7 protein-coding genes are annotated in these 13,735 nt (G+C 30.3%); all 7 read right to left on the bottom strand.

Annotated elements, in window-relative coordinates:
• Positions 1-56: 56 nt before the first annotated feature.
• Positions 57-1,832 (bottom strand): long-chain fatty acid--CoA ligase, encoded by a 1,776-nt coding sequence (locus SHK09_RS10385; RefSeq protein ID WP_319810708.1) that lies wholly within the window; start codon positions 1,830-1,832, stop codon positions 57-59.
• Between the two features lie 385 nt (positions 1,833-2,217).
• Positions 2,218-3,012: a pentapeptide repeat-containing protein gene (locus SHK09_RS10390; protein WP_319810709.1), complete on the bottom strand. Its 795-nt coding sequence runs from the start codon at positions 3,010-3,012 to the stop codon at positions 2,218-2,220.
• Between the two features lie 234 nt (positions 3,013-3,246).
• Positions 3,247-4,074 (bottom strand): helix-turn-helix domain-containing protein, encoded by an 828-nt coding sequence (locus tag SHK09_RS10395; RefSeq protein WP_319810710.1) that lies wholly within the window; start codon positions 4,072-4,074, stop codon positions 3,247-3,249.
• A 60-nt stretch (positions 4,075-4,134) separates the two neighbouring features.
• Positions 4,135-7,812 carry a phosphoribosylformylglycinamidine synthase gene (gene purL, locus SHK09_RS10400; protein ID WP_319810711.1) on the bottom strand — a complete coding sequence of 1,226 codons (3,678 nt, stop codon included), beginning with the start codon at positions 7,810-7,812 and terminating at the stop codon, positions 4,135-4,137.
• A gap of 166 nt (positions 7,813-7,978) precedes the next feature.
• The gene (locus SHK09_RS10405; protein WP_319810712.1) at positions 7,979-10,075 is read right to left on the bottom strand and encodes an endonuclease; all 2,097 of its coding nucleotides are present in this window, start codon (positions 10,073-10,075) and stop codon (positions 7,979-7,981) included.
• A 58-nt stretch (positions 10,076-10,133) separates the two neighbouring features.
• Positions 10,134-12,350, bottom strand: a complete 2,217-nt coding sequence (locus SHK09_RS10410; protein WP_319810713.1) for an endonuclease — start codon at positions 12,348-12,350, stop codon at positions 10,134-10,136.
• A 78-nt stretch (positions 12,351-12,428) separates the two neighbouring features.
• Complete coding sequence (locus SHK09_RS10415) at positions 12,429-13,640, bottom strand: RsmB/NOP family class I SAM-dependent RNA methyltransferase (protein ID WP_319810714.1); 1,212 nt, start codon at positions 13,638-13,640, stop codon at positions 12,429-12,431.
• Positions 13,641-13,735: the final 95 nt, after the last annotated feature.

The following is a 13,735-nucleotide window of genomic DNA, read 5'->3' on the forward strand; positions in this document are numbered from 1 at the left end:
GTTTGTCTTTTCTTATTTTATATTAAAAAAAAACCGAGCTATTAGCTCGGTTTTTTTTAATTTCTATATATTTTATCATATAAATCTTGGTAGATTTCTTTAATGATTTTTCTTTTCATTTTCATGGTTGGTGTTAAATGACCTGCATCTAAAGACCAAACATCTGGTGTTAGTTCAAAACGTTTTATTTGTTCCCATTTACCAAAATGAGTATTACATTTATCTACTTCTTTTTGAATCCTATTAATAACCAATTCAGAATTTATAATTTCTTCATTTGTTTTACCAATCTTAAGATCTTTTTTATCAATCCAATCTTTTATAAAATCGAAATTTGGCTGAATAATTGCGGCAGGCATTTTTTCGCCTTCACCCACAACCATAACTTGCTCTATAAATAAAGATTGTTTTAATTCACCTTCTAATAAAGGAGGTACAACATATTTACCACCAGAAGTTTTAAACATTTCTTTTGTTCTACCAGTAATCTTTAAGAAACCTTCTTCGTCAAACTCACCTTTATCACCTGTATAGAAATATCCATCTTTTAAAACTTCAGCAGATTTTGCTTCATCTTTAAAATAACCCATCATTACATTTGGTCCTTTTACTAATATTTCTCCGGTTTCTGCAATTTTAACTTCTACATTATTAATAACCTTACCAACAGTACCTGGTTTAAAACCTTTATTTCTTTTATCATTAACTGAAATTACAGGAGACGTTTCTGTAAGACCATAACCTTCCATAATAGGCATGTTTGCAGCAGCAAAAATTCTTGTAAGTCTTGGTTGCAAAGCAGCACTACCAGAAACCATTATTTTTAATTTACCTCCTAAAGCTGCTTGCCATTTAGAAAAAATTAATTTTCTTGCTAAACTAAGTTGTTTTTCATACCACCAACCATTTGCTCCATTTGGTTCATATTTTAAACCTAAATTTACAGCCCAAAAGAAAAGCGCTTTTTTAATACCAGATAAAGTTTCTCCTTTTAAAATAATTTTATCATATATCTTTTCATACAAACGTGGTACAGCTGTCATAACGTTTGGCTTTATTTCTTGTGCATTTTCCGACAGTTTTTCTATAGATTCTGCAAAGTAGATAGAAACACCACAATATTGGTATAAGTATAAAATCATTCTTTCGAAAATATGACAAATAGGTAAAAAGCTTAAACCAATATCTTTACCGTTTTCTAAAGGAACTCTTCCTTCGGATGCAAGTACATTTGAAACAATATTTTCATGAGAAAGCATTACTCCTTTTGGTTTTCCTGTAGTACCAGAAGTATAAATTATAGTTGCTAAATCTGTTGTTTTTACAGCGTCTTTTCTTTGCTCTACTTCCTTTTGGTTACTTTTATCTTTTCCTAGTTCTAAAACCTCTTTCCAAGATTTTTCACCAGCAATATCATCAAAAGTAAAAACAGCTTTTAATTTAGTATTGCCTTTAATTTTATTAAGTTTTTCTAAAACATCAACATCTGAAACAAAACAATATGTAGCTTCTGAGTGATTAAGAACATATTCATAATCTTCTTTACAAATTGTTGGATAAATTGGAACGTTCTGAGCACCTGTTTGTAAAACTCCAATATCACAGATATTCCATTCTGTTCTATTATTAGTAGATATTACAGCAATTTTATCGTTAGGTTTTACTCCTAAGTTTAATAAACCTCTACTTAGTTGGTTGGCTTTATCTACATATTCTTGCGTAGAAATGCTTTCCCATTTATTGTTAGATTTAGTTGTAAGTGCTTTATCTAAGTTATATGTTTCTAATTGATGGTAAGGAAAGTCAAATAATCTCGTAATTTCTATCGGCATAAGTTCTAATTTGTACAATGCAAATTAGGAAAATTACTGCTATTTAGCAAATACTTATTCTAAGAGTTTCTTAATTGCGAAATCTTTATTTTAAATCTATTATTTTAAGTATTTCAAAATAGTATTATTTTGTATGTTATAATAAAATAAAGATTAAAAAATTATTTAAAAAGAGTAATTGCAATGGGTTAATTATTAAAGGATAAGGGTTCTTAATAGCTTTTTATAAAGGATAAATTAATGTTTTTTCAAAAAAAAAACTAGCTTCTTTAACAAAAAAGAAGCTAGTAGATAATCTGGTATTTTGGTTGCCCCCTAATTCAACCGTTTTCCAATATGAGACAAATTTACTATGAAATATTAGATTGAATACACGTATAAACCCCTATTTTTCGTCGATTAGATATTTATTGAAACTTTTTCCATTGATTTTAGTAGACTTAGAATCGATTTCATAAGCGACATTCATGTTTGTAATATTAAACTCACCAGAAACTTTCATGTATTTAATATTTAAATCTTCTTCGAACTTTGTGTTCTTAAACGAAACACCATTATTAAACTGTGTATATTTAAAAGTAGCAGAATCTTTAAAGGTAGCATTCGAAAAAGACACATGCTTATTATATTTAGCATATTTAAAAGTAGCTATTTCATGAAATAAAGTATTAGAGAAATCTATGTTCTTATCGAACTTAGCATATTTAAATGTACTGTCATCTCTAAAGGTAGTTTCAGAGAAATCTGCATTTCTTTCGAATCTAGAGTATTTAAACATCGCTTTTCTTTCAAAATTACAGTTTTTAAAAATTGCTTCTTCTTCGAAGCTAGCTGTAAAAGTATAGCCAGAATCTTCATTTGGTATGTAAGCTAAAACATCATCTTTAAAAGTACAGTTTGTAAATGAGATATTAACACCTATTAATTTTGTAATTTGATTCGTAGAGTTTCCAGAGTTCCAATTAAACCAACTACTTTTCTTTTTACGAGGTGGTTTATCCATTGCATCGTCCATGAATGTAAAATCTAAAGTACCAACTATAATTGCATCTTTAATAGATATATTTTTGCCTGCCTTTATATCTTTCATTATGTTAGAAGCTTCTATTTTTTTTTGAGCGAAAGAAATTGAAGTAATAAATAATAAACTTATTGTGAACAATGTAATTATGCTTTTCATTTTTTTTATTTTAGAGTGCTTTATTAAAAGACAAAAAGAAAGTGAGTTTGTGACAGTTTTAAGAAAAGAAATATAATAGGAGTACATTTTGTATATGTAAGAAAGGCCGAATAAAATTCGACCTTTCCTATTTTATAAAACTGTTTTAAAACAGTAGTATTACATTATCATTATTATATCCCCCAATATTGAATAATTATAATGCCTATAAATTTACAAACATGTTTTATGTTTTTAATGTAAAAATTCGTAGCTACTATTCTTGTATATTTCTTTTATAAATGAAAATTCGTCTTTAAAATAATCTTTAAAAGACTTGTTTGTGAAAGATTTAAAATCTCTTGCGAAATGAGATTCGTCATAATAATCATACATATAAATTAAGTCTTTTAAACTTATTTTATTACTTTCATATTGCTTCATTAATTTTTTAAAACGGCATATGCGTATATATTTAGCTGGTGTTAAACCTACTATTTTTTTAAACTGAGTTTCTAAAGTTTTTTGTCCGAAAGGTATTTCCGTTAATAATTCATTTACAGATAACAAGCCTTCTTTAGAATTAATAATATCAATTAATTTATCTATTGCAAGTGTGTTTTTATTTTCTATTAGAGGTAATTCTAAGATAAATTCTTGTAAGTTGTTTAATAGATTAGTAAAGTTATTATTATGATTTTTAAAAATCTCTTCAAATTTATTAGAAAGGTCTTTATTAACTAAGTTAAAAGGAGTGTATTTATTAGTAAACTTAGAGATGTCTAAATTTGTTAATTTATGAAGTGCTGTTGGGTTAAAGCTTAAACCGCAAGCAAAACCAGGTTCTGTTGTTTTAAATTGATATGGCTTATAATATTGCCCATTTAAAACTAAACCTTTAATAACCGTATCTATACTGTTTAATGTAATTTTTTGGCCGTTAGAATATATATAAGCTAAACCAGAAAATCCTAAAGGAAGTATTATAGCTTCTAAAGGTATTTCTGTTTCAGAATATTTTATAAAAAAAAACTCCTCAATTAAGTGAGAAGCTTTATGTATATCAAAATAAATAAGCTTCATAGAATGCAATTTTCTAGGTTAAAGTTAGAAAAAAAATATTCTATAAAGCTGTTTTAATAATTATTTTTTTCTTTCTATCCAGTTTTTAGCATTTACAAACGCTTCTAACCAAGGTGAAACTTCATCTTTTCTTCCTGCAGGATAATTTGCCCAGTTCCATTGGAAAGTAGAACGTTCTATATGTGGCATTGTAACTAGATGTCTTCCAGACTTATCAGATAACATTGCAGTGTTAAAATCAGATCCGTTAGGGTTATTTGGGTAGCCTTCATAACCATATTTAGCAACAATATTATAATTATCTTCTGTTTCGGGTAAGTTAAATTTACCTTCACCATGAGAAATCCAAACGCCTAATTCTGTTCCTGCTAAACTAGATAACATTACAGAGTTATTCTCTTGAATCTTAACAGATGTAAAAGAACTTTCATGTTTTTTAGAATCATTGTGAACTAATTTACCATGTACTTTATGATCTGGATTAATTAAGTCTAATTCCATCCATAATTGTGCACCATTACAAATACCAACAGATAAAGTGTCTTCTCTTTTAAAGAAGTTCTTTAAGGCTGCGTTTGCTTTTTCATTATATTTAAAAGCTCCTGCCCAACCTTTTGCAGAACCTAAAACATCACTATTAGAAAAACCACCAACAGCACCAATAAACTGAATGTCTTCTAAAGTTTCACGACCAGAAATTAAATCTGTCATGTGAACATCTTTCACATCAAAACCAGCTAAATACATTGCATTTGCCATTTCACGTTCAGAATTTGAACCTTTTTCACGAATAATAGCCGCTTTTGGTTTATTTCCTCCAATTTCAGGAAGTTTTCCTGTAAAGTTCTCTGGAAATTTATACGTTAATGGTTGCTTTTTATAATTGTCAAAACGATCTTGTGCTAAATTATTAGCCGTTTGTTTTTTATCTAATAAGAAAGAAGTTGTGTACCAAACATCTCTTAATTCTGTAACATCAAAAGAGAAGTTGTCTTCCTTATTTTTAATAGTTACTTTACCAGAGTTATTAGCAGTTCCTATATTAAAAACTGTAATTCCCATTTCTTCAAATACTGTTTCTACAGAAGCATCTGCTTGAAAAACAATACCTGCATTTTCAGAGAATAATACTTTAATAGAATCTTCTTCATTTAATTCAGAAATATTAAAATCTGCTCCTAAATTAACATCTGCAAAACACATTTCTAATAATGTAGTAATAAAACCACCAGAAGCAATATCGTGTCCTGCTTTAATTTTATCTGCCTTTATTAATTTTTGAATTGTATTAAAAGTCTTCTTTACATAAGACGCATTTGTAACATCTGGTACTTCGTTACCAATTGCGTTTAAAGTTTGATTGAAAGAACTTCCTCCTAATTTATATTCATCTTGAGAAACATTAATATAATAAATATTTCCTCCGTCTACTTGTAAAAGAGGTTCTACAACCTTACTAATTTCATTACAGTTACCTGCAGCAGAAATAATAACAGTTCCAGGAGAAATTACTTCACTATCGCTATATTTTTGTTTCATAGATAAAGAATCTTTTCCTGTTGGAATATTGATACCTAAATCTATAGAGAATTCTGAAACTGCTTGTACAGCTTTATATAAACGAGCATCTTCACCTTCATTCTTACAAGGCCACATCCAATTTGCAGAAAGTGAAACACTTTTTAAATTGTCTTTTAAAGGTGCCCAGATTAAGTTTGTTAAAGATTCTGTAATTGCATTTCTACTACCAGCTTCAGCATTAATTAATGCAGAAATAGGCGAGTGCCCAATTGAAGTTGCAACTCCTTCTTTACCATTATAATCTAAAGCCATTACACCAACGTTGTTTAACGGAATTTGTAATGGACCAACACATTGTTGTTTGGCAACTTTACCACCAACACATCTGTCTACTTTATTTGTTAACCAATCTTTACATGCAACAGCTTCTAACTGTAAAACTTGTTTTAAATAAATTTCTAAGTTTTTTGTTTTGTAACGAGGGTTTTTATATTTTCTTTCTACTGTAATATCTGTTAAAATAGTTTTAGGAGAAGAACCAAACATGTCTTCTAAGGCTAAATCCATTGGCTTATCACCTTTGGTTTTAGATTCAAAAGTAAAACGGTTATCACCGGTAACTTCACCAACGGTATACATTGGAGAACGCTCACGATCTGCTATTTTCTGTAAAGTATCTATATGTTTTTCTGCAATAACTAATCCCATTCTTTCTTGAGACTCGTTACCAATAATTTCTTTTGCAGATAATGTAGGGTCTCCAATTGGTAAAGCATCTAAATCTATTTTACCTCCTGTTTCTTCTACTAATTCAGATAAACAATTTAAATGTCCACCAGCACCATGATCATGAATAGAAACAATAAAGTTTTCTTCACTTTCTACCATACCACGAACTGCATTTGCAGCACGTTTTTGCATTTCTGGGTTAGAACGTTGTACTGCGTTTAATTCGATTCCTGAAGCAAATTCTCCTGTATCTGCAGAAGAAACAGCAGCGCCTCCCATACCAATTCTGTAGTTTTCACCACCAAGAATTACAATTTTATCTCCTTCTTTAGGTGTGTCTTTTAAAGCTTGATCAGCTTTTCCATATCCAATTCCACCAGCTTGCATAATAACTTTATCGTATCCTAATTTTCTAGGTTTAGCTGTACTAGAAGAAGAATTTTCTTCATGTTCGAAAGTTAATACAGAACCAGTAATTAATGGTTGACCGAACTTGTTTCCAAAATCTGATGCTCCATTAGATGCTTTTATTAAAATATCCATTGGTGTTTGGTACAACCAATCTCTTGCTTCAAATTTTTTCTCCCAATATCTTTTTTCGTCTAAACGAGAATAAGAAGTCATATAAACAGCAGTTCCTGCTAAAGGTAAAGAACCTTTACCACCAGCTAAACGGTCTCTTATTTCTCCACCAGCACCTGTTGCTGCTCCGTTAAAAGGCTCTACAGTAGTAGGGAAGTTGTGTGTTTCTGCTTTTATTGATATTACAGAATCGAAATCTTCTTTTTGATAAAAATCTGGCTTGTCTGCTGTTTTAGGAGCAAACTGCTCTACTTTTGGTCCTTTTACAAAAGCAACATTGTCTTTGTAAGCAGAAACAATATCATTCGGGTTTTCTTTTGATGTTTCTTTTATCAATTTGAATAAAGATGTTGGCATTTCTTCGCCATCAATAACAAAAGTTCCGTTAAATATTTTATGTCTACAGTGTTCCGAATTTACTTGGCTAAAACCAAATACTTCAGAATCTGTTAATTTTCTTCCAATTTTTGTAGCAACACTTTCTAAGTATTCTACTTCTTCATCACTTAAAGATAAACCTTCTTTATTGTTGTAAGCAGCAATGTCTTCGATATCTAAAATTGCTTCTGGTTTAATTTCTATTGTAAATGAGTCTTGGCTTAATCCATTAAACTTCTCAGAAATCATTGGGTCAAAATCAGAAAAATCTTCAGAACTTGTAACAAATTCTTCAATTCTAATAATATCTTTAATTCCCATATTCTGAGTAATCTCTACAGCATTTGTACTCCAAGGAGTTATCATTGCTGCTCTTGGACCAACAAAAAAAGCATCGATAGATGTTTCTTCTATTTTAGGTTGATTGGCGAATAACCAAGTCAATTTAGAAACTGTCTTTGCAGTTAACTTTTTTGTTGTTTGAACAGCGAATACTTTACTGTCTTTATTTCCAAAGAAATGAATCATTATATTGTTTTATTTGGGTGTTGTTGTAAAAATGCAAATTTACTTTTTTTCAATTTAATACGTAAGGTTATTTTAATTGAAAATTTATAGTTATTCATTTATTTATAAAACAAAAAAAAGACGACTAAAATTTTAGTCGTCTTTTTTTTACTTTAAAAAGTAGGTTCTAATTTTTTATCAATTTTTTTGTTATGAATTGATTTTCTGAATTTATTTTTAATAAATAAATCCCTTTAGAAAGATTAGATATATCGATACTATTATTTGTTGTATTAACCTTATCTGTTTTAATTAATTTACCTAATACATTGTAAATATTTACTTCTACGTCTTTTGTAGTGCTAAAGTAAACGTTGTTTCCGTTTGTAGGATTTGGGTACATTTTAAATGTATTAAAATCTGAAGTATTTACACTTGCTGTAGCAGAATTGTAAACACCTATTCCGTCATAAGTTCCAACGCTAAATTGTTCCCATTCTGCAGCTGTATAAGTAGTGTTTGGTTGCGTAACCGTTAACTTTCTTCTTAATGTCATGTTTTCAAAGTTTTTGGCAGTTTCGTTTAAAACCCCAATAATATCTATTAAAACTCCATTTTTAAATAAACCTACAGGATCGTTACCATTAAAATTTATTGGTGCTCCAAAGTTTGATGTTTGAAGTGTTAATAAATCTGCTTCGTTTGTTAAAGTAGCATCATCTGCTTGAAAATGTATTACAACAAAAACATCATTTGCGTTAATTGTTCCACTTAAAGGGAATTCGTTTATCCAAGGACCAGCTCCGTTAGATTGTTTTTTTATACTGTATGAAGATAAATCTATTGAGTTATCTGTAAGGTTAGCTATTTCGACAGCCTTATTATTAGATGTTCCTTCAACATATTCAGAGAAAAACAATTCAGTATTGGTATTAACACCATCTGTAGTTGTTGCGTTTATTGCAGATGATTGAGCAGATTTGTTATCCGCAGAATCTTTAGCTAAAACTGCTACGCTATATGTTGTAGAAATCGTTAAGCCTGTAACATTATAGTAATTGTTAGCTGTAGTTCCATTAAGAATACCATCAACAAAGACATCATAACCTGTAACACTAGCATTATCTGTAGATGCAGACCAATTTACTTTAAAACTAGTTCCGCCTTCATTACTAATTGTAACATTACTTGGTACAGTTGGTGCAGCAGTATCTGACAAAGTTGTAGTATTTACAGCTACCGATTGAGCAGATTTATTATTTGCTATATCTTTTGCTAAAACACTAATAGCATAACTTGTATTAGAGTTTAAACCTGAAACAATATAATTTGTTGTTGCCGTTTCTCCTTTTAAATTACCATTTACAAAAACTTCATATTTTGTAACATTAACATTATCTGTAGATGCTGTCCAATTAACATCAATAGTTGTTAAACTAGTATTACTTAAAGTTACATTTGTTGGAGTAGTAGGAGCTTCACTGTCGTTAGAAGTATAAAGTCCCCAAGAATCTATAGCAGCATCTCCACCCCAAATTCTTGTTGCTAAATATGCGTTGTCTATAAAAGGATTTCTATTTCCTTGTGCGTAAGCTTCATTAGATTCATGATACGTATTTCTTTGTCTTTCAAAATCTGAAACAGGATCTTCTACATTCCATTCTAAAAATAAATCGATCATATCATCTGGGGTAGCTGCAGTGTTACCAACACCAACACCTGTAGGTTTACATTGGTCTCCGTAATGTAAGTACATATACATCATCATTCTAGCAACATCACCTTTCCATTCATCTCCAGGATACCAACCACCAGAAACAGGACCAGCGTTACCAGAACCATTAACAAATTTTAGGCTACCACGATCGCTATTAAAGCCAACATCTGAAGGACGTAAATGATGAGCATCTACACCAGCACCTGCAGATCTACCAAGAGCAGGTGTTCCTAAAGATTGTGCATAAGTATGTTCTCTATTCCAATCTGTAGAGCCACCTCCATTTTGGTTTATGCCTCTAGTTTTTGATGTTTTTCCATTTGCAGAATATCCGTAAATTAATAATACTTCATTAGTATTAGTTGGGTTTACATCTGTTTTTTTCGAAGCTTCCCAAACACCAGGAGTATAACTTAAAAAGTTTGTATGCGCATTAATTGTTTTAGTAGCTAAGTTTTCTTTTAGAGTGATACCTTCTGCAGATAAATCTACATCGCTATAATAACTTTCTTGAGCAGAAACTACGAATGATAAAAGAAGAGATAAGAAAAGTAATTTTTTTTTCATTTTTTTAGATTAAAGTAAAAAACGACTCATAAGTATGAGTCGTTTTAGGTTAATAAGATTAGTTTTTTATTAATTTTTTAGTAATAAATTGATTACTAGAGTTTATTTTTAATAGATAAATACCTTTCGTTAAATTAGATATGTTTAAACTATTATTACTTTTAGTTACATTTGATGTTTGTACTAATTTTCCTAAAACGTTATAAATTTTTATACGAGCGTTTTCTGTTACACTAAAATAAATATTATCTCCGTTTGTAGGATTTGGAAACATTTTAAAAGATTCGAAAATTATACTTTCTGTACTTAAAGTTGCTGTGTGGCTTCCAATACCATTAAAAGTATTTTCGGGAAAAGAAGTCCATTCACCTTGTAAATCAAAAGTAGTGTTTGGTGATGTAATATCTCCATTTCTTCTTAATGTTACATTTGCTGCAAAATTATCATCATTATTAAATACACCAATAATATCAATTAATACATCATCTTTAAATAAGGCCACCGCATCGTTTCCATTAAAGTTAACAGGTTGTCCGAAAGCTGTATTTTGATTGTTTGGTTGTACTAAATCTATTTGTCCTGTTGGGTTAGCTGCAGAGTTTGGTTGTAATTCTGGTGCAGAATTGTCTCCATTACCAATAACAAAAACATCTCCAGGAACAATATTTTTAACAGAACCTTTGTCTAAAGCTAATGGTGTTGTCCATACACCAGCACCATTACGTTCTAATTTAACCACATAACCAGAAAGGCTTACCGTGCTACCTGTAAGGTTAACAATTTCTAAAGCCTTATTTGTGCCTCCATCTCCTTCTACATATTCAGTAAAAAATAATTCTGATGCTGTTCCACCAGTAGCTCCATTATTTGTTTTAACGTTTAAAGGAGTACTTTCTGCAGATTTGTTATCATCATTATCTTTAGCTAAAATAGAAACAGTAAAAGTAGTATTAGAAGATAGGCCAATTACGGTATAGGTAGTTGTAGCAGTAAAAGCTTTAAAAGCTCCATCAACATACACTTCATAACCGCTAACGTTATTGTTATCTGAAGAAGCAGACCAGTTTACGCTAAAAGAACTATCTGTAATATTGTTAACTACTACATCTTGTGGCACACTAGGTGGTGTGCTGTCTTGTAAAGTTTTAGATGTTAAAGTTGTACTAGCATTAGAAAAATTATTTATAAGATCTTTTGCTATGACTTTAAAGTTATATGATGTATTTGTTGTTAAATTAGAAATAGTTGTCTGAGTATCTGTGTTAGATGTTTGTGCTGTTAAAACATCATTTACATATACGTTATAACCTGTAACATTAACATTGTCTGTTGAAGCAGTCCAAGAAATATCGATTGAAGTTAAGCTAATATTACTAGCAACAACATTTGTTGGAGTAGTAGGAGCTTGAGTATCTGTTTTTTTATAAAGATCCCATCTATCTTCAGCAGAGTTTCCTCCCCAAATTCTTGTTGCTAAATATGGATTGTCTATAAACGGATTTCTATTTCCTTGTGCATATGTATTTGTAGTATTTTCATGATACGAATTTCTAGCGATTTCAATTGCAGAAACAGGATCTTCTACATTCCATTCTAAGAATAAGTTAATCATTTCGTCTCCAGAAAATTGTTTGTCACCAACACCAACTGCTGTTGGAAGACATTGTGTGCCGTAACGAAGATACATATACATTATAATTCTAGAAACATCTCCTTTCCACTCGTCACCAGGATACCAACCTCTTGTATTAGCACCATCTGGCCCGTTATATGTAATAGAAGAGCGGCTAGAATTACCACTACCTAAAGCAAATTTAAAATTATTTCTTTCAGAATTTCTACTTCTATCTGCTGGTCTTAAATTATGAGCATCTGTTCCTGCACCAGGGTCATCAGTTAATAATTTAGGAGTTGCCAATGACTTAGAAAAAACGTGTTCTCTGTTCCAAACAAAGCTTTCACCAAGACCTCTATCTTGTAAACTATTATCTCTTGTTCTGTCATTAGTATCATCTTGGTCAGAACCATTTTCCCAACCATAAATTAATACAACTTTAGAGGCATCTAAATCTTTATCTGTTATTTTAGAAGCTTCCCAAACACCAGGAGTATACTCTAGTTTGTTTGTATGTGTGCTTGTAATTTTTAAAGCCAAAGCATTTTTTAGATCGGCACCAGATAATTCTAAGTTTACATCATTATAATAACTTTCCGCTTGAGAAAAAGTTAGGGTACAAGCAGTTAATGCAATTAAAAAAAGTAGTTTTTTTATCATATTAATAATTTAAAAATTAAATAAAATAGTTACTTTCTTTTTCTAGCAATGAAAATTTTTAATGTAAAAGTATAACTTTTATTTTCTTTCTAAAAGTGCCATGTAAAATCCGTCGAAACCAGAAGTATGCGCTAACACTTTTTTATCGGATACAAATGTAAAATCTTTTCCAGCATCTGATGTTAAGAAAATATTAACTTGTTCTTGATTTTCTGATGGTAAAATAGAACAGGTAGCATACACCATTTTTCCTCCTGGTTTTACCATTGTAGAATATTGTTGTAAAACTTCTTGTTGTACTTTTTTAATATTTTCTATAAACTCTGGTTGTAATTTCCATTTAGAATCTGGGTTTCTACGTATTACACCTAAACCAGAACAAGGAGCATCTATTAGAACTCTGTCTGCTTTACCTTGTAATTTTTTAATTGGTTTTGTAGAATCAATAACACGCATGTCTATATTGTGTGCTTTGTTTCTTTTTGCTCTAACTTTTAATTTACGTAGTTTACTTTCGTAAATATCCATAGCAATTATTTGCCCTTTATTTTCCATTAAAGCAGATAAGTGTAAAGTTTTACCACCAGCACCTGCACAAGTATCTACTACTTTCATACCTGGTTTTACATCTAAATAGGCAGCTACTAGTTGAGAAGAAGCATCCTGAACTTCAAAAAAACCATTATGAAAAGCTTCTGTTTTAAAAACATTAGCTCTTTCTGGTAAAATTAATGCGTCTGGGTGTTCTGGTATAAATTCTGTAATTACATTTTCTGCATGTAATTTTTTCTGAAGAACTTCTCTAGAAATATTTAAAGTATTTGTTCTTAATATTACTTTAGCTTGCTCATTTAAGGCAGCAATTTCTTTAGTCCATAATTCTTCACCTAACTCTTTAGAACACATTTCATCCATCCAATCTGGTATAGATTCTCTATATTTTCTTGTTCTAGACAATTCAGCAAAACGACCTTTAATTCTTCTTTCTGGTACGTCACCAACTTGGTTCCAATCTGGTAATGCAATTCCTCTTAAGATACACCATACAGAAAACAACCTCCAGATATTATCTCTGTCATAAGGTGCTTTTACTTCTGCTATTTCTGCATACAATCTGTTCCAACGAACGATATCATAAATTGTCTCTGCAACAAATTTACGATCTCTTGCTCCCCAACGCTTATCTCGTTTTAAAGCTTTTTCAACAGCTTTATCTGCGTAAACGCCTTCATTAAATATATCTCTAATACTATCTATAACTGCAAAAGTTAAATTTCTGTGTAATCTCATTTTTTTATTATAATCTAACCGCAAATATACGTTAAATAATAGAGTTTGTGTTTTGGTTTGTAGTATCTATTTTATTATTTATTAAAATAAAAAAA

It is taken from the genome of Polaribacter sp. PL03 (assembly GCF_033875165.1).
Taxonomy (GTDB): domain Bacteria; phylum Bacteroidota; class Bacteroidia; order Flavobacteriales; family Flavobacteriaceae; genus Polaribacter.